Raw genomic sequence first — 18,501 nt, forward strand, 5'->3', positions numbered from 1 at the left:
GCGATGAAGCTTCAGTTCAAGGTTCAGCAGTACCAGACCGACGCCGTCGACTCCGTCGTCGAGGTCTTCGAAGGCCAGCCCAAGCATGACGGCATCTCGTATCGCATCGATCCGGGCAAGGCAAAGCCGAATTCGAGCCCCACTCTGTTCGACACGAACGAGACGCCTGATTCGGGTCTCCGGAACGCTACGATCGCACTGACTGGCGCCCAGCTGCTGGAGAACATCCGCAAGGTGCAGCGGTCTCGGAATCTCCCGTTGTCGGCGAAACTCATCGACAGCAAGGCTGCGCCCGGTGCCCCGAATCTCACCGTTGAGATGGAGACGGGTACGGGCAAGACCTACGTCTACATCAAGACGATCATGGAGCTGCACAAGCGGTACGGGTGGTCAAAGTACATCGTCGTCGTGCCGTCGATCGCGATCCGTGAGGGCGTGAAAAAGTCGTTCGATGTGACCGCGCAGCACTTCCAGCAGCTCTACGGCACTAAGCCACGGTCTTTCATCTACAATTCGTCGCAGTTGCACGAGCTGGAGAAGTTCAGCTCGGACGCCGGCGTGCAGGTGATGATCATCAACATCCAATCCTTCAACGCCACCGGTAAGGATCAGCGACGCATCTACGACGTGCTCGATGACTTCCAATCACGGAAGCCTATTGATGTCATCAAGGCAAACCGCCCGATCGTGATCATGGACGAACCGCAGCGTTTCGGGGAAGAGTTCGACACCAAGACTGGAAGACCAAAGAAGGCGTCGATATCGATCGAGTCCCTTGCTGAGTTCAACGCGCTCGTGGTCTTGCGGTACTCGGCAACACACAAGCCATACCACGAGTACACAAAGGTTCTCCGGCTCGACGCGATCGACGCCTACAATCAGAAGCTCGTCAAGAAGATTGCGGTCCGAGGCATCACCGTCAAGGGTCTGGCCGGTTCGACCGCCTATCTCTACTTGGACGCGATCGAGATCGCTAAGGGTGCCAAGCCCCGAGCCAGGGTTGAGATCGAGGTGCAAACGAAGGGCGGCCCGATCAAGCGTCAGGTGAAGCGCCTCGACGTGGGCACCAACCTGCACGACCTATCCAAGGGAATCGAAGCCTACAAGGGCCTCTTCGTCACCGAGATCGATGCCAACCGCGACGTGATCGAGCTGAGCAACGGTGACGTCGTCATTGCCGGTCAACTGGCCGACCGCGACGTGACCCAGGAGACGAAGCGGCGCATCCAGATTCGCGAAGTGATCCGCGCCCACCTCGACAAGGAGCGCGAACTCTTCAACCAGGGCATCAAGGTACTCTCCCTCTTCTTCATCGACGAGGTCGCGAAGTATCGCGACTATGACCGCGAGGACACCCTCGGAGACTATGCCCGCGTGTTCGAGGAAGAGTACGCTGCGGTCCGCAACGAGGTGCTCGGTGAGCTCGCCCTCGACGAGTCAACCGCCGCCTACCAGGCGTATCTACGCCGGGATGATGTCCGTGCCGTGCATGAGGGCTACTTCTCTATCGACAAGAAGACTAAGCGTCAGGTCGAGGGCAAGGTGAGCGGTCGGGGGGATGACAAGGGCCAGTCGACCGACACGGACGCGTACGACCTGATCCTCAAAGAAAAGGAACGTCTCCTGTCGTTCGCGGAGCGGGTGCGGTTCATCTTCTCGCACTCTGCTCTGCGGGAGGGTTGGGACAACCCAAACGTTTTCGTGATGGGCATGCTCAAGAAGAGCGACAACACCGTCTCCCGCCGCCAGGAGATCGGGCGTGGTCTGCGCCTGGCAGTCGATCAACATGGCGAACGCATGGACAACCCGGTGACGGTGCACGACATCAACGAGCTGACCGTCGTCACGGACGAGTCTTACACTGACTTCGTCGCCGGCCTCCAGAAGGAGATCGCGGAGTCCCAGGCCACCCGGCCGCGCAAGGCGAGCATCAAGTTCTTCACCAGTAAGACGATTCAGACACCCAGCGGCGAGTCGATCGTCGAGGAGGCACTTGCGCAGGCCCTGTACAAGTACCTCATCAAGAACGACTACCTCAACGACGACGACACCGTTTCCGAGACCTACAAGCAGGCGAAGGAGACCGGAACTCTTGCCAAGCCGACCTCGGACGTGCTGCGGCCGGTCATCGACTTCGTCTGGCCGCTCGTGGACGTGCTGTACCTCGACGTGCCACTACCGATCGACGACCGTAAGCCGAAGAAGATCCCGCTCAACGAGGCGAATTTCGCGAAGAAGGAGTTCCAGGCACTCTGGGGCCGGATCAATCACAAGGCCGTCTACCAGGTCGAGTTCGACTCCCAGGAGTTGATCCGTAAATGCATCGCGGTGCTCGACAAACACCTCAACGTTGCTGCGATGCAGTACGTCGTGCAGGCCGGGGAGCAGCGCGAGTCACTGGAGGCGGGCGACCTCACGAGCGGTGCAGGGTTCAAGGTGTCGAGCACGCAGACCCACACGGAGGCGGTCACTGCCGGTTCGCAGGTGAAGTACGACCTGCTTGGGGAGATCACCGAGAAGACACACCTGATCCGTCGCACCGTCGCTGCGATCCTGCGTGGCGTGGCACCAGGCACATTCGCGAAGTTCCGCCTCAACCCGGAGCAGTTCATCACGGAAGCAGCCCGGCTCATCAACGAACAGAAGGCGACCGTCATCGTCGAGCACCTGGCCTACGACGCGCTGGAGGACCGGTTTGATTCGACGATTTTCACCGAAAATCAGACGAAGCAGGATCTCACTCATGCTGGCAGTAAGCTGACGAAGCACATTTACGACTACGTCGTTACCGATTCGAACATCGAACGTGCGTTCGTGACCGAGCTAGACACCAGCAAGGAAGTCGCGGTCTTTGCGAAGCTCCCACGGGGGTTCTTCATTCCGACCCCGGTTGGAAATTACAACCCTGACTGGGCGATCGCGTTTACCGAGGGCAGCGTGAAGCACGTCTACTTCGTGGCGGAGACCAAAGGCTCTCTGTCGACGCTCCAGCTGAAGGGTGTCGAGGACGCCAAGATCGAGTGCGCCCGGAAGTTTTTCGCTGAACTGAGCCACAGCCATGGGGACAACGTGACCTATGACGTTGTGACGGACTACAGCGAGCTGATGCAGCTCGTGACGGCTTAGAAGGGCTCTCACCTGTCATTTCAGACTCCACGCAGTATCGAAGAAGTTCTCACTGCAATCCACCAGCGCGAGTACCTGATGCCTGCAATCCAGCGTGAGTTCGTCTGGAGCGCGGAACAGATCACCGGGCTTTTTGACAGCATCGTGTGCGGGTGCCCGTCGGTTCGTTCCTGCTGTGGGACGTGAAGCGGGAGACGGCTCAGTCCCTTCACCTTTTACGAGTTCTTCACGAACTTCCATGAGCGCGACAACCCCTATGCTGGCAGGGCCACGGTCCCGGCGGGGCGGGCACGACCGCCCCGTTGACGGTCAGCAGCGGCCGACGTCTCTGAAGATCGCGCTCTACGGGAGCTTCGCCGAGAAGAAAAAGTATGCGTGGTTGAACAGTCCAGATGCCTTCCCGGTAAAGCGCCTCTATTTGAATCTCATCGAGGACCCTGAGGACGAGGAACTTGGCCTCAAGTATGACCTTCGATTCCTAACTGATAAGGATGCCGCCGCCGAGGACAAGTGGTTCCGTGTCGGTGCCAGAAGCCGACGGCCCGCATCTGGTCTGTGCTGGTGACGTTGTCGCGGAGTTCGCGGATCACTTTGGCAGTTCGGGCGTCGCTGCCGGTGTAGAGGGTGCCGAGTTGTTCCAGCTAAGTCAGGCCGACGCCGTCCGACACGCCACAACTCAGCGGCGGCGTCCACATCTAAAGTGCCTTTGCGGCTGCGGTGATCCGGCAGGTGGCAGATAGGCGAGCGACACGGCGTGGTGGCCTTTATCTTTCAGGACGGCAAGGTCTAACAACAACTGATTCCGTGGGCTCCACGAGACCTTAGCGAAATTGCAGCCCATTCGCCAAAGCGAGAAACGAAGGATTTGCTCAATATTCGGAACACCGAAAGATCGCTGACACGTTCAAGTCGTTCGCCGGTGAACACTTCACTCCGCGGGGCAGCACCGGCCTGCCTGTCCGTCGGGTCCAATGTGCCACGGAGGACGCCCTCGAGGTCGCCGGTGACTGCATTGATGCCCTTATCGAGGAGGGCTGGGCGAACAACCAGATTGCGATGGTAAACAACCAAGGAACGCCATCCAATCCATCAGGGGTTCTTCGACCGTGATGACACCGTTGGCTACTGGCGCGAATTCCACGCCAACGAGGCCGAGTTCTATGGCCACGTTCTGGGGTTCGAGGGCCTCGAACGGTCTGTAGTGGTCTTGTGTGGACGGGTTCAAGGACCTGGACCGCGCGGCGGAACAACTCTACGTTGGCTTGTCCAGTGCTCGAAGCTTGCTTGTTGTGGTTGGCGACTGTGCTTTGTTGGAAGAGGCCGGCGGACGGGAGGGGAGCTGAAGGCAGCCCTCTCCCGCGCAGAGACTTGGCGGCCGGCCTCGATTGACCACTGCGAGACGAGCGGTTTGTGACTCCGCCGGCGTCGCCACCGGAGCTGTCGGCGGTCGAAATATTGTCGGTGGGGTGCGTCATAATTCAAATCAAAGCCGGTCTCTCATTGTCACGGTTTCGGAAGCTTCGTGCTAAGGTCTTTTTCGCTGCTTCGGAGAAAAGCAAAACGCTGAAAGGCTGGAAGCTTTCCGAATCACCACCCGCGCGGGTGGCGGAATGGCAGACGCGCTAGCTTGAGGTGCTAGTCCTCGAAAGGGGGTGGGGGTTCAAGTCCCCCTCCGCGCACAAGGAGGGATGAGTCGAGACATCCATTACGGATGTCTCGGGTCACCCTTAGCACCCCGGTCTTCGGACCGGGGTGTTTTCTTTGAGCAGTTTGTGGACCCATAGTCGGCTGACTCCATAGCGGAGTGCTGCCCCGGCCTCGCTGAGGCCTTGGACTGCGACGTCAAAAAGATGGGCCAGCACCGCCTCTGACAAACGTAATCCTGGGGACGTCGCCGAGCAGGCAGGGATCTCTCCGCCCGCCGTTTCGCTGGTGGTCAACGGGAATAGGCTCTGCCAGGGCCCCTGGCGCGCTTCATTGCCGGGCTCCCCGACCTCTGCACCGTAAAGCCCGACGGCGACCGCCTGGGCAGGGTGCGCGGACTCGCGTCGCGAGTGGCGGGCGTCCGCTGGATCTACAGGAGGATATCCACCGCCTGGCGTTCCGACCGATGGGCATGGGCGACGAGTTTGAACAGGGCTCGATCGTGGCTCACCTCCGTGATCCGGAGAACTTCATCGCGCTCAACAACAAGACCGGAGACGCCGCCTTCCTTGGCCGGGACAAGCTTGTAATCTCGCCTTTCCTCGACGACAAGCTGATCGGCTGGCTGCAGGACAGGTGGACGGAGAACCTCTACGTCTATTCGCGCGGCGACCAACTGGACCTCCTCAACGAGACAACGGTGGCCGACACTCGTACGTGCTTCAAAGCCTTTGATGAGCTCGGCATCCCCGAGTCCTCGGACTCCGGCTTGAGCGATAAGGACGAGTCAGGCGTCCAACGTGTCGCCGACGATCTGACCGGTCTCCACGCGAAGGCCTACTTCTGCGACTACGACCATTTCACCTACGCAATCCTGGGATCCGCCAACGCCACCGAGGCGGGATTCACCAAGAACGTGGAGTTCCTGCTGGAAAAGCGCGGCGCCAAGAAACGCCTCGGCGTGCAGCGCATCAAGGAGAGCCTCAAGGACGTTCCCTTCGCGGACTATCTGGGCACAGGTGGCGAAGCGCGCTCAGAAGAGGACGTGGCGGCCTTCCGCCTCGAAAGCGCCCTGCGGGATGCTGCAGCGCAGCCGTTCTCCTCGACGCCGTCCCCGATGACGGAGCCAAGCGCGCGTTCACGGTGACCGTCTCGCATGACTGGTCGCCGAAGTCCGAGTTCACTGCGAAGTTGCGGCTCCTCTCACTCCCCCAGCCGAGCGCCGTCGTCGATCCTTCCGGCGGTCAGCACGAACATGCCTTCCACGCCATACCGCTCGCAGATGTGACCCGTATCTGGTGCTCACGCTCGAGGACCCGGAGGCCGGTCTGTCCAAGAGCACGGTGATCCAGGGCAGCCTGCGCACCGATCCTGCGGGTCGGTTGGATGAGATCATCGCCCGCCAACTGGACGATCCGCAGAAGCTCCGGCAGTTCCTCCTGTTGTTCCTCACCGCGGAAGATGCGCTACCGGGATCCGGAACCGGCACTGGATGGTTCGCCGGTTCCGGGTTTGGAGACGGGTCCACCGCCGGACTCTTTGAGGCGATGGTGGGCGCTATGGCCGGTCCGGACGCCGGTTCAGTGTTCCCGGACTTGAAAGCAGTGATGGACCGGCTGCTCGCTCTTCGCGGCGATGATCCGGAGATTCAGCAGCTGCACGCACTGTGGACGGCAGCCACCGAGGCACTAAACATGGGGGAACTTCATGGGGTTTGACGCAACGCCCGCGCTGGACGGCCTCCGGGGCTTTCAGCGCCGGACCGTGGAACACGTCTTCAAGCGCCTCTATCTGGATGACCAGCCGGCGGACCGCTTCCTCGTCGCCGACGAGACCGGTCTGGGCAAGAGCATGGTGGCCCGAGGCGTTATCGCGAAAGCGATTGAGCGGCTCGACCGGCCGGATTCCGGTGTGGACCGCATCGACGTCGTCTACGTCTGCTCCAATGCTGACCTGGCCAAGCAGAACCTCGGCCGGCTTAACGTCACCGGGCAGAAGGACATCATCGAGTCCGGCCGGCTGACACTGCTGCCCACCGAGCTGGCCAAGCTTAAGGCTCCGGCGGCGCCGGGAACACGGAAGCGCGTCAACTTCATCTCGCTGACTCCGGGCACGTCGTTCAACGTCAGCAAAGCACCGGGTCAGGCCAGAGAGCGTGCCGTGCTGTTTCGAATCCTCCAACAACTTAGCGTGTTGAAGGAGGACCGTCATGAGGATGCAATAGAGCTCCTGAGATCCGGCGCTCACGCCCATAATTTCAATTGGGAGGTCAAAAGGCTTGTTGAACTGTTCCCTGACGGGTTTGCGCCCTCCGTGGCCGAAAAGTTTCAACAGCTCGCCAACAGCAGTGGAAATCTTCCGGCATTTGAAGTGTCAATGCGCGATGCGCTGACGGACGGGGCAGCGGCTATCCGGCCCCGCATGAGCGCTACCATCGGCGGGCTTCGTGGAGACCTGGCCCAAGCGGCCTTGGAATGTCTGGAACCGAATCTGATCATCCTGGATGAGTTCCAGCGCTTCCGCGATCTGCTGTACTCCCACGGCGCCGCGCCAGACGACGAGGATCCCGCGGCGGAGCTTGCGCGACAATTCCTGAATTACAAGGGCACCAAACTCATCCTGCTCTCGGCCACGCCGTACAAGGCACACACCGGGGCAAACGAAGCAGACGGCGACGACCACGCCGCAGACTTCCGGCAGCTGCTGCGTTTCCTGAGCAGCGAACGGCCTGGGTACATGGAAGGCCTCGAGGCTGATCTGGACGACCGCCGGACCCAGCTGCTAAAACAGGTCCCGGATGACGCGCTGACCCGCCGTATCGAGGACGGGCTGAAGCTGTTCATGAGCCGCACTGAGCGGCCCCAGCTCGGCAAAGACGACATGCTCGACGTGATCGAGATGGCACCTACCAATGTCCGAGCGGGGGACCTCACCAGCTATCGGTCCCTGGCTGCTCTGTTTCGTGCCACCCGCACCGGCAATCCGATAGAGTGCTGGAAATCCGTGCCGATGTTCGCGCACTTCCTCACCGGCTACAAGGTCGGCAGGATGCTGGACGGCAGGATTCACTGCGACCGCGAAGCCGTTGGCCCGGTGCTGCCGGCCCTGGCGACCATCGACCCCGATGCCTATCGCAGATATGCCGCCGTAGAGACCGACAACCCCAAGTTCAGGGCCGTGCGTGAGCACACCGTCGGTCAGGGGTGGTGGAAGCTGCTGTGGATGCCGCCGTCGCTCCCCTATGTGGAGCCTTCCGGCGCTTTTGCTGAGGTGGGTGCTGACGCCACAAAGCAGCTGGTCTTCTCGGCGTGGAACGCCGCCCCGACGGCGATCACCACGATGCTCTCCTACGAGGCCGAGCGGCAGATCCTTGAAGGGTCGCCGCTGCACGGTGAGAACACCGCAGAGGCCCGCAAACGCTTCCGCGGCCGCCTGCGTTTCCGTGTCCGCGACGGTGAGCCCCAGGCCATGTCCACGCTGGCGCTGTTCATCCCCCCGTGCCGCTCTGGCACTTGCCGGTGATCCGCTGGAGAGTGCCTCCTTGAGTGGTGCCTCGATGCCCGGCGACGTTGTTAGGGATGCCGCCACAGTGGCCGGCACCGCGATGGTGGGCGGCGCCGTCGTCGACCCAGCCAGCCGCCTCGGCGCTTGGGCGTCCTACTTCTCGGTGCCCGGCGCTCTGCCGGCGGCGTGGAAGAACGATGCCAAGCTGGCCAAGCGGGAGCTGCGGGACCTGGACGAGTTCACCCAGCGGCAAGGCAAAGCCTCGGACGCCGGGGACACGGATCAGGAAGTGGGGTCTGAGGCCGGACTCTACCTGGCACACGTTGATCGGATGCTTCAGGCTTCGGCCGGTGAACCGGCGGGCTGGGAGGACGGGATTGAAGAGCTGGCCGTCAACTCCCCCGCCAACTGCCTCTACCCTGCCCTGAAGCGCGTGGTGCCGGACGACTTCGACGGCGCCGAGCTGTGGAAGGCCGCCGTGTTTGCGGCAACCGGCCTGCGCACACTCTATAACCGGCTCGACGCCACCGAGCTGCTGGACAAGCTCTATCCGGAAGGCGACTTCTGGCAAAAGGTCCTGCGCTACTGCGAAGCCGGAAACCTCCAGGCGGTGCTGGACGAGTACGTCTTCCAGCTCCGCAGCCAGCAGGCCCCCGGGGATATCACCGCCGAGCAGCTCTGGGCGCTGGCCAATGACGTCCGGCGGTCCCTGTCTCTCAAACCGGCGCAGATGCTTGCCAAATATCCGGACGGGTCCCACGAGGACCTCCGCATGGGCGTCCGCTTCGCCGTCCGGTACAGCAACGCCAAGACGGACGACGGCGACAGCAACCGCATGCCCGATGTCCGCAGGGCGTTCAACAGCCCGTTCTGGCCGTTTGTCTTGGCGTCGACGTCCGTGGGCCAGGAAGGCATCGACTTCCACTGGTGGGCTCACTCTGTCATCCACTGGAACGTGCCCGGCAATCCCGTCGATTTCGAGCAGCGAGAGGGCCGGGTGCACCGGTATCTGGGACTTGCTGTTCGCAAGAATGTCGCCGAGGCCCACGGCGCAGAGGTGCTGAAGCCCGGCGTGACAGATCCGTGGGAGACGCTGTTCTCCGTTGCTGCAGCTGACGTTGCGGCACATCCGGAAGATTCCAACACAGAGTTCGCTCCACACTGGATCCATCCTGGAGATCACAAGATCCAGCGAAGGCTGCTGGACCACCCTCTAAGCCGAGATGTGCCCAGAACCAAGCAGATGTTGTCCGGGCTCGCGAAGTATCGGCTCACGCTGGGCCAGGCCCGGCAGGATGACTTGCTGGGCTTGATCAAGGATGGGGTTGAGATTAAGCCGCTGAATTTGAGGCCTTGAGACGGGGACGGAGTTTAGCGCCGCTTCCCAGTGCCTTGTGAAGTACCGAGCCTCACCCTGCGCCAGCCGCCGTCGGTTTCGATGTCCTGGCGAGGGGCGTCTTGAAACAGCGACCAGTGATCTTCATCTTTTATACGGTTTTTGGGAAGAGTAAACGCGCCAGTTGCCTTCTTACTGGGAAGCATTGCAGGACGTTCCTTGACTCCCGTGACTGCCCGTTCTGATTGCTTTATTGGAAACGCCGGGCGGGGCGCAGGCTTCGGATTTTTCTTCCGGGCTATGATTTTTCCTCGAGTCCTCTGACCGCCCTTCGACGCCGAATTCGCCGCGAGGTCGACAGCTGGCTTGCTTACGCCCATGCACAAATCGCCCTTGGCATTTGCGTGCTTCGTGACCCTGCCAGCAAGGGGCTTGGCCGCCAGGGTCTTGCGGCAGGCAGGACACTGCCACCCTGTGTCGTTCGAGCGAGCACCAGACGCCATCATTTCCCCCGCGGAAGTTGGAAATCCAAATATCGTTTAACCTACAACACCGGTAGCAAGGACGCGTTATTGCAAGGTCCTGAAGCCGGGCGTCGCCGGTTTAGGGAGCTCGGTGTAGCACCCTACGCAGACAGATGCGGGCTGAAGACAATTCGAGATACTAGCGCCGCTTGCCAGTTCCTGGAGGTGAGGAGGGCGCCGCCCGAACGCTTGTTGTGCCGAATACGGGTAATCCGTAGTTCGGCCGAAACTGGCCGCGTATGCGCACTCGCTCTGCCTCCCGGCCGCCGCCGGAGCACGGCGGCCCTGTCTTCCACCTATGTGCTGGCATGAGCGTTGACCCAGAAAGTAGCTGTTTCTCCTGCCCACAGGTTGGGCAACGACCCATCTTTATCGGCTTGTCCGGTTCAGGTTCGATGACGACGGGGTTTTATTTGTGCCTCGACCGCGGAGAACGAGCGTCCGGATGCTGAACGATAGCGGCCGCGTGGACTCGTGTGATTAGGAATCCTGGCGTTGTCAGCAAGCATGCCAAAGGTTTTTCACACATTGGGCATTCCTGGGCAATCGAGTTCACTGAGCCACCGCAGCGGCCGTCGCATACACATCGGCCGGCATCGGCCGGTGCAGCCTCCACCTGATGGCAATCGGCTTCTCCCCCGCGTGCTGGACATAGTCCACCTGTCCAAGGCATGTGTATGGCATCGTAAGCCCGGTTTCGTCTTTTTCGGTGTCGCGGGTGAGCAAGAGAATGGACGAACCGTGAGCTGTTCGGTCCATGTAGCGGCGAGCTACTGGGCTGTGAGCGGGGGTAGTGTTCTGCGACTCCCAGTGGAACAGCTCCGGGCTGATGGCATAGTCCTTGTACATCGTTGTTGCCGAGTGCTTCTTGTCGTCTTTGTTGAGCGTGACGAAGAAGGCGTCGGTGGACGTCGCCGGGCACCAGGCCACGCCCTCGCGGTGCTGCACGTTCTTGCCGAGCTCCAGCGAACCGTACTGCAAGGCCGCCAGGATCTCCTCACGCCGGTAGGTCGCATGCGAGAGCAACGGAATGTGCTGCAGCCCCGCCCCGAGGCCCTTGGCCGCGTGCTTGGACGCGGCCACGCCGAGCTTCACGAGCTGGCGGATCTCGCTGCAGACAAACTGGTAGCCGCGGAGATAGTCCAGTCCGGCGTCGTACGACTGGAAACCGCCGCCGTCGTCCCACAGCGTGTAAAACAGCATCCGGGCGAACGTCTGCTCACGCATTCCGAGCTCCGCGTAGCGGGGCGCGTCTGAATAAACCAACATCGAGTAGGCCTCGGCCCGCTCCTGATCATCCACATGGATCAGGCGCACCATCCGGCTGAGAAGCTTCTTTTCGTTACCTGCCGAGAGCTCCCGGATCCTCCCGCGAAGGACACTCTCCATCGGCGACAACCCTTCGATCAGCCCGGCCCTGCGAAGGTAGCCGGTCCACGAGTCCCCCACAGAATGGTAAATCGACTTCAAGTCATTCCCCGATCGCTCGAGGTAGGCCATCAGCTCAGTCTCGGCATGCGAGGCAATGTCCCGGATAAGTTCCCTCCGGTTGAACCGCAGCTGCGCCTTGATGTTGTCCAGCACCACCTTCTGCGCCACCCGGTCCAGCACGATCTGCGAGCCCGACGGCAGGTAGGGGAACTCGTCCTCGACAGCCTTTTCCAGCTCCTTGCGCCCGTAACCGGTCAGGGCACGGTAGCGCAGGTCGAAGCGGAATTCACGGCGCTGCTGGCCGATGAAGTCCATGACGGTCAGCACCGCCTTGCCCTCGGCACGGCGCAGCCCGCGCCCCAGCTGCTGGAGGAAGATCGTGGCGCTCTGCGTGGGCCGGAGCATCAGGATGGTGTCCACCTGCGGCAGGTCCAGGCCTTCGTTGAAGAGGTCGACGGCGAAGATGCAGTTGATCTCCCGCCGGCGGAGCCGCTGCAGCGCCGCCGCGCGGTCGGCGTCGTCGGTGCTTCCGTCGACCGCGACGGAGGATATGCCGGCACGGTTGAACACCTCGGCCATGTAGTGGGCGTGCTGGACCGACACGCAGAAGCCGATGGCCCGCATCTGGTCCGTGCTGGTGACCTTGTCGCGGAGTTCGCGGATCACCTTGGCGGCCCGGGCGTCGTTGCCGGTGTAGAGGTTGTTCAGCTGCGCGGTGTCGTAGTTGCCCCGCTTCCACTCCAGCTGGCTGAGGTCGACATCGTCCGAGACACCGAAGTAGTGGAACGGCACCAGCAGGTCCGCGTCCAGGGCATCCCACAGCCTCAGTTCGCTGGCGGTGCGGCCGTCGAAGAACTGCTTGGCGACGTCGACGCCGTCGCCCCGTTCCGGCGTCGCGGTCAGCCCGAGGAGCTGCTGCGGCTGCAGATGCTCCAGCAGCCGGCGGTAGGTGGGCGCCATGGCGTGGTGGAACTCGTCGATGACCACGACGTCAAAGAAGTCCGATTCCAGCTGCTCGATGCCGAGGGCTGACAGCGACTGGACCGAGGCGAAGATGTGCTTCCACTGCCGGGGTTTGTGCTCGCCGACGTAGAGTTCGCCGAAGGTGCCGTTCTGCATGACGTCACGGTAGGTGCGCATGGCCTGTTTCAGGATTTCCTGGCGGTGGGCGACGAAGAGCAGCTTGAGGTCTTTGCCCTCGGCTTCGCACAGCCGCTTATAGTCCAGCGCAGCGATGACAGTCTTCCCGGTGCCGGTGGCCGCGACCACCAGGTTGTAGTTGAAGCCCTTGAGCCGCTCGGCTTCGAGGTCTTCGAGCATCTCCTCCTGGTGGAGGTACGGCTGGACTTCGAGGCCGGTGGCTGCGTCCGGGGCTGCTGTCCGACGGCCGCCGTTGCGTTCCAGTGCGGCGTCCAGCTTTTCGCCGTCCCGTTCCGGATCGTAGCTTTGGAAGGCACGCTGCTCCCAGTAGCTGTCGAAGGTGATCTCGAACTTCTGCAGCAGGGTGGGCGTTCTGACGGAGCTGAGCCGGACATTCCATTCGAGGCCGTCCAGGAGCGCCGCCTGGCTGAGGTTAGAGCTGCCGACGTAGGCGGTGTCGAAGCCGGAGTCCCGGCGGAACAGCCAGGCCTTGGCATGCAGGCGCGTGGCCTGCGTTTCGTAGCTGATCTTCACCTCGGCGCCGTAGCGGGTCACGAGCTCGTCGATGGCGCGGCGTTCTGTGGCGCCCATGTAGGTGGTGGTGATGACTCGGAGTCTGGCGCCGCGCTCCTTGAGCTGCTCGAGCGCAGGCTGGAGCAGGCGGAGCCCGGTCCACCGGACAAACGCACAGAGCAGGTCGACGGTGTTCGCGGACTCGATCTCGGTTCTGAGTTCCACGGCGAGGTTGGGATCGACCTTGCTGTTGGTGAGCAGGGCCGAGTCGCTGAGTTTGGTGGTGGGACGGCGTAGGTTGCGGCGTTTGAGCGTGTCCGGGCGGTGGAGGGACTGGAGTTGGGTGGGGCCCTCGGCGATGCGGTCTGTGGTGTTCAGTTCCTGGAGGAGCTTGTTCGCGAGGGCCACGCGGTCGGCTGGTTTGGCAGCGGCGAGGGCCCGCCGGACGGCGTCGGCCACGTGGCGGGAGAGGATGTCCGGGGTGTCCTCGTCTTCTACATCCGTGAAGATTGGCTGTAGTTCTGCTGCTTGGCTCAGACGGCCGCTCAGTTGATCAGTACTGAGAAGTTCGTACAAACCCTCGGGCAGCTGCTCCGCTGTCCCTCCCCCAATGAAATTAGTCACTGCGCCAGGGTATTGGGTCGAAGGCTAGAGCCCCAACAAAGTCTCCCACCCCAATTGGCCTACGGAGTATTTCTATCGAATAGCACCCGGAGTTCTACGATTGGCCCATGCCTGTCGGAGACTGTGAGAATGCGTTTTTGGAAGCCGCGCGCCGCGAAGGTGTGGACCTGGTCCGCTACAAGAAAACCTGGCTGAATCAACGAGGGCACTTCGGTTTACCAGATCGAGCCTCCGACGTGACCCGCCCCTTGCACGAGATCTTCTTAGCTCTTGGAGGCAATGCCGCGGAGCAGACGGCCAAGCGAACAACTGCCTTGCCTGGAGACTTCATCCACCTTGAGACTGGAACGATCATTGAGGTTGATGAAGTGCAACACTTCACCAGCTTCCGCCTGAAGTCATTCGAGTACTATGCATCGGATTCTCCCTTGGGTTTCGAAGCCGAGGAATATCGAGAACTCTGCCGCCAATTCGGGTCGGCCGCAGACAAGTACCGGCAGACGAAGACCGCGGCGGCCTTCGGCCCCGGCGGGCGGCAGCGGCAGCGCGCGTACTACGACGCCCTGCGCGATTTGGCAGTGCCAGCGATGGGGCATCCTCCCGTCATCCGGGTGCCGGCACCCGACGGCAATGGTAGAACAGCGTTCGAGCGAAACTGCGAGCGGATACTGCAGGCCATTTCGTAGGCGGCGGCTTATCGCAGCCTGGTTTGTCCTCCTCGGTTGATCGTTGGATTTCGGTGTCCCTTCGATCAACTTGTGGAGGGGCAATGGGAGTCGAGAGCTGGCCGTGGTCGCTGATTCTGGTAGACAGATTCCATGACCCAACCGCATGTTTTCGTAGCCATGGCCGACATCTTGAACCTTCGATGCGACGCCTGGCTGCTTCCCACCGACTCCAGGGTCAACATTGAGCAGCATTGGCTTCAGGCGCATCCAGAGCTGCGAACCTTGGCGGCGGCGTCTGCCTCGGCAGAGTTCCGTAACGGGAGCTCGCTGGCCGAGCCCATCCGACCCTGGGACCCGGCGGACCCGCTGCCGATCATGACGGCCGTGCCCGACGACGGCAGTTGGGGCCCCTCCGCCGTCGCCGAACGCCTTGAAGCGTTTGTGCGCTGTGCCACGTCTGCTCTCCCGGAGGCAGGCGGCCGGCCCTACCGGCTTCTTGCCTTGCCTTTCTTCGGGACCGCGGGAGGCGGAGCGGGGAACCACCTTGGCGCTGCGCTGCGCGCAATCCTGGATGCCTCCACCGAGCTGGCCTCCCGCTTCGGCGTCGACATGGTGCTGGTGCTGAGGGACAGAGCCGCGTTCTCACTGGCCCAGAAGCTGCGGCGGGAGGCAGCCGATGGCTCGTCCTGGCCGCCCCTCGGGGGCCACCTGCATGACAAAGCCAAGTCCCTCGGCCACACCGCAGGTGCCGGACACCTGGTGCCGTTCCTCGGCGCCGGCGTCAGTGTCAGCGCCGGTGCCCCGAGTTGGGGCCAGCTCCTCGAGACGCTGCGAACCGGTGTCCACCTCAAAGAAGCCGAGGCAGACGCGTTTCAAGGGCTGGGCCTGCTTGACCAGGCCGGAGTGCTCGAGCAGCTCTATGCCGACCAGCACGGATCCAGAGAGGCATTCGGCAAGGCGGTTGCTGCGGCCGTGGACCTTCCGAGGTATGGGTTGGCGCCGGCGCTCCTCGCCACCTTGCCGTCCGCCGGTGCGATCACCCTGAACTACGACCGGCTTTTCGAAACGGCCTGCAGCGACGCCCAGCGGCCACGGACGGTCATGCCGGAGAACATTCCCGCCGTCGGCAACAACTGGCTGCTGAAACTCCACGGGTCCGTGAGCCAGCCGGAGAGCATCGTGCTGACCCGCGACGACTACCTCGGCTACAACAGCAACCGCGACGCGCTGTCAGCGCTCGTCAAGGCGCACCTGCTGACCCATCACTTGCTGTTCGTCGGCTTCGGGCTCGCCGACGACCATTTCCACGAGATCGTCCACGACGTCAGGCGCGCACTTCCGAACGACGCGTCCAAGAACCACCAGATGGGCACGGTGCTCTCGCTCTTCCACGAACCGCTGCAAAAGCTCGTCTGGGCAGGGAAACTGGACATCCTCCCCATGTCCAGCGCCCCGGCGCCCGACGCCGCCCAGGCCGCCGTCCACACCGCCCTAGTGACGGCCGGAAGGGAGCTGGAGATCTTCCTGGACATGATGGCCGCCTACGCGACAGACAACCATTCGTATCTCCTGGCCCCCGCCTACAACCAAGGGCTCGCCGACGACGAACTCAATTTACGACGGCAACTCCTTGCCCTCGCCGGCCAAAAGAGATCAGCCGGGACGGCCGAAGTGTGGGGCGTGCTCGACAAGGCCCTCCGGGAACTGGGCCTCGCCGGAAAATCCGAGTACTGACCAATCGCGTCATCGTCGCGACGTCCTCAGACCTCCGGTTTCTATGGCCTGGCCCGACCACGCCGGCAGTTACCACGGCCAGATCCCGCATTCGGCCACACCTTCCCAGTGTCAGATTGCTCCGGTCAGGCTCAAGACCCATTTGGCGGGATCCAGGCAACGAAAGGGGGCAATCCCGCGCGGGTGGACAGATTCCCCGCGAGGGGCCTCACCCAATGCGGACACGGCGAAGAAACGGTACGGGATCGTCTGCCCGCTGTGGGGATTCTCCAGGCTCAAGACCAGGCGGCCCGCGTTGAGTTTGTGCAGCAGGCTCCGGACTTCCTCGTGCAGGAGCTCGCCGTCGTCGTCCTGATACTCGGCGCTCTCGAGACTGGGATCCCGGAGGAAAGCAGCGCCCGAGTTGGACATTATGGACTGCCAGTCAATGTCCTCGACGTTCCGCAGCTCGTGCATGGCGTCAAACTTGGAGAGGATCACGGCCAAGCGGGGCGCGGCAGGCCCAATGATATTCATCAGGTTGCCCAACACTGTGTGCGGATCGCCGCCCAAAAGACGCTGGGTGGGAATCAGGTCCTGCAGCTTGGCCCGGATCTCGGGAACCGCCATCGGGTCAAACATGAAAAAGACGGCGTCGGCATTGGCCAGGAAGGCCAACGGCAAAGTATCGGCAGGAGGTTTCTCCATATCTTCGCCGGCCACATCCCGGATCACCAAGAACCTCCGCACGCCGTTCAGGATGCCGAGACTGAAGATCAGCGGCTCCCGCTGATAGGAACTGTCCGTGATGGCACTCGGCGTGGGGGGCATCAGGCCGCGCGACTCAAACAGGGGTTTCTCATACACCTCGGTATAGTTCTCGCGGGTGCGGGCGTCCGCGAATTCGACGGTGCTGTTCAGCTTGGCCATGAGCTGATCCAGCTGCTTCACCAGCACGGCAATATAAAGGGACTTACCCGTGGCACGGGACCCGTTCATGGCCACACAGGTTGCCTGGCCGTCACGCCAGCCCGGCAGCAGTCCATGATGGCACCGCACACAGGCTTCCTGAACCGGTTGCATACAGTCGGGGCAGCCCGAGGGAACGTCGGGGACCCAGTTCTTGCTGGCGTTGGCAGGCCGGAGCCGGTAAATCAGCGGGCCGTTGGCGACCTCCTTCCCGGCATAGCGCCCCGCGACGTCATCACGCTGGGCGGGGCATCGTCCGGACCGGCAGATCCACAGGTAGCCATCATCGGGCAGGTGCTGGAAACAACCGGGACAACGGGTCATCACAGCGCAACCCCTTCCAGGAACTCCGAGCGCGGCGTTAAGCAGGGCTGAAGCAACGATTTCACCAAACCGTGCAAAGCGTTCGGTTCGCCCAGCAGGCGGCTTTCAAGGTCTTGGCCCGGAAGCACCGGTTCCACCACGGTGTGCGAAACGGTGGTGCCGCCGAGGAGCTGCCAGGCCGCCATCGGCGTCATCGCAATGATGTGACGCGTTTCGTTCGCTTCACCCAGCTGTTCCAGATCGCGGATGTCCGCCGGCAACGAGTCCGTCAGCAGATACACGATCGTGCCCGCCCCATCGCCTGCGTTCTCCAACCGGGGGAAGGCGGAACGGAAACCGCTCGATGGGATCCGGGCCTGATGCGCGGCGACGACGCCCGCCGGAAGGGCCGCCAGCTGGTGCGGTGGGACAGGATGGACATTGCCGTCGACGACGGCGGCGCGCATCTGATTGCTGCCCCCTATGACCTGTGCGATTCCGGTCAGCACCTGTGCCAGTGCACTCACGGACCCTTCCTGCACCAGGTCCACCGCCGATCCGGACCCGTCCACGGCCAGCATGATGTTGAAGGCGGCTTCGTCGTCCAACCACTGGACACCCAGAACTTCCCGGGTGGCCACTCGGGCGGCATTTCCCAGCCGGCCGAGATCCGCGTCCTCCTGGTGATGCGCGGCGCGGAGACTCAGTGTGTCCCCGATGCGTTCCACGGAGATCAGGTCTTTCCGGTCCAGGCCGGAAACGTCAATCGGCACCAGCACGGCACGCTGGGGATCCACAGAGGCTTTGTCCTCCACGGCCACGGAGAAGTGCAGCACTGTGGGAGAGGGGAACCGGTCCTGGCCCACAGGGACTACTGAAACAATCGTCAGCTCCTCAACCGCCGGAAGGATGACCCCATCCGGGGGACGGACTACTGATTCCTGCCGGCGGCCCTTCTGAATGACTTCAAGCCAGGCATGGGCTGAGCCACCCTCAACTCGCAGGG

11 protein-coding genes and 1 tRNA gene are annotated in these 18,501 nt (G+C 62.5%); 9 read left to right on the forward strand and 3 right to left on the reverse strand.

Annotation, left to right across the window (positions count from 1 at the left end; translation table 11 throughout):
• Positions 1 to 3 precede the first annotated feature (3 nt).
• The 7 genes from ACQCSZ_RS14620 to ACQCSZ_RS14650 all read left to right on the forward strand — a co-directional run bounded on the left by ACQCSZ_RS14620 (position 4) and on the right by ACQCSZ_RS14650 (position 9,631).
• Complete coding sequence (locus ACQCSZ_RS14620; RefSeq protein ID WP_427004465.1) at positions 4 to 3,126, forward strand: type III restriction-modification system endonuclease; 3,123 nt, start codon at positions 4 to 6, stop codon at positions 3,124 to 3,126.
• A gap of 238 nt (positions 3,127 to 3,364) precedes the next feature.
• A complete protein-coding gene (locus ACQCSZ_RS14625; protein WP_427004466.1) occupies positions 3,365 to 3,691 on the forward strand; it encodes a hypothetical protein in 327 nt (108 codons plus the stop codon).
• 1,031 nt (positions 3,692 to 4,722) lie between these two features.
• Positions 4,723 to 4,805: transfer RNA gene (locus ACQCSZ_RS14630), tRNA-Leu, on the forward strand.
• 437 nt (positions 4,806 to 5,242) lie between these two features.
• Positions 5,243 to 5,917, forward strand: coding sequence for a phospholipase D family protein (locus tag ACQCSZ_RS14635; RefSeq protein WP_427004467.1), 675 nt, complete (start codon positions 5,243 to 5,245; stop codon positions 5,915 to 5,917).
• 151 nt (positions 5,918 to 6,068) lie between these two features.
• On the forward strand, positions 6,069 to 6,488 hold the full coding sequence (locus ACQCSZ_RS14640) for a hypothetical protein (RefSeq protein ID WP_427004468.1): 420 nt from the start codon (positions 6,069 to 6,071) through the stop codon (positions 6,486 to 6,488).
• 46 nt (positions 6,489 to 6,534) lie between these two features.
• A complete protein-coding gene (locus ACQCSZ_RS14645) occupies positions 6,535 to 8,292 on the forward strand; it encodes a hypothetical protein (protein ID WP_427004469.1) in 1,758 nt (585 codons plus the stop codon).
• Between the two features lie 19 nt (positions 8,293 to 8,311).
• On the forward strand, positions 8,312 to 9,631 hold the full coding sequence (locus tag ACQCSZ_RS14650) for a helicase C-terminal domain-containing protein (RefSeq protein ID WP_427004470.1): 1,320 nt from the start codon (positions 8,312 to 8,314) through the stop codon (positions 9,629 to 9,631).
• A 1,055-nt stretch (positions 9,632 to 10,686) separates the two neighbouring features.
• Here ACQCSZ_RS14650 and ACQCSZ_RS14655 read toward each other — a convergent pair.
• Entirely contained in the window at positions 10,687 to 13,842 is a 3,156-nt protein-coding gene (locus ACQCSZ_RS14655; RefSeq protein WP_427004471.1) for a DUF3427 domain-containing protein, read from the reverse strand.
• Between the two features lie 107 nt (positions 13,843 to 13,949).
• Between ACQCSZ_RS14655 and ACQCSZ_RS14660 the strand changes: the two genes are divergently transcribed.
• Both ACQCSZ_RS14660 and ACQCSZ_RS14665 read left to right on the forward strand, forming a co-directional pair.
• A complete protein-coding gene (locus ACQCSZ_RS14660; RefSeq protein ID WP_427004472.1) occupies positions 13,950 to 14,528 on the forward strand; it encodes a DUF7255 family protein in 579 nt (192 codons plus the stop codon).
• A gap of 132 nt (positions 14,529 to 14,660) precedes the next feature.
• Complete coding sequence (locus tag ACQCSZ_RS14665) at positions 14,661 to 16,244, forward strand: SIR2 family NAD-dependent protein deacylase (RefSeq protein ID WP_427004473.1); 1,584 nt, start codon at positions 14,661 to 14,663, stop codon at positions 16,242 to 16,244.
• Positions 16,245 to 16,355: 111 nt separating this feature from the next.
• Here ACQCSZ_RS14665 and ACQCSZ_RS14670 read toward each other — a convergent pair whose 3' ends face one another.
• Together ACQCSZ_RS14670 and ACQCSZ_RS14675 are read right to left on the reverse strand one after the other, a co-directional pair.
• Positions 16,356 to 17,516 (reverse strand): TRAFAC clade GTPase domain-containing protein, encoded by a 1,161-nt coding sequence (locus tag ACQCSZ_RS14670; protein WP_427008355.1) that lies wholly within the window; start codon positions 17,514 to 17,516, stop codon positions 16,356 to 16,358.
• Positions 17,516 to 18,316 (reverse strand): hypothetical protein, encoded by an 801-nt coding sequence (locus ACQCSZ_RS14675; protein ID WP_427004474.1) that lies wholly within the window; start codon positions 18,314 to 18,316, stop codon positions 17,516 to 17,518. The genes ACQCSZ_RS14670 and ACQCSZ_RS14675 overlap by 1 nt, the downstream gene beginning before the upstream one ends.
• Positions 18,317 to 18,501 lie beyond the last annotated feature (185 nt).

It is taken from the genome of Pseudarthrobacter sp. H2 (genome assembly GCF_050157045.1).
Classification (GTDB): domain Bacteria; phylum Actinomycetota; class Actinomycetes; order Actinomycetales; family Micrococcaceae; genus Arthrobacter.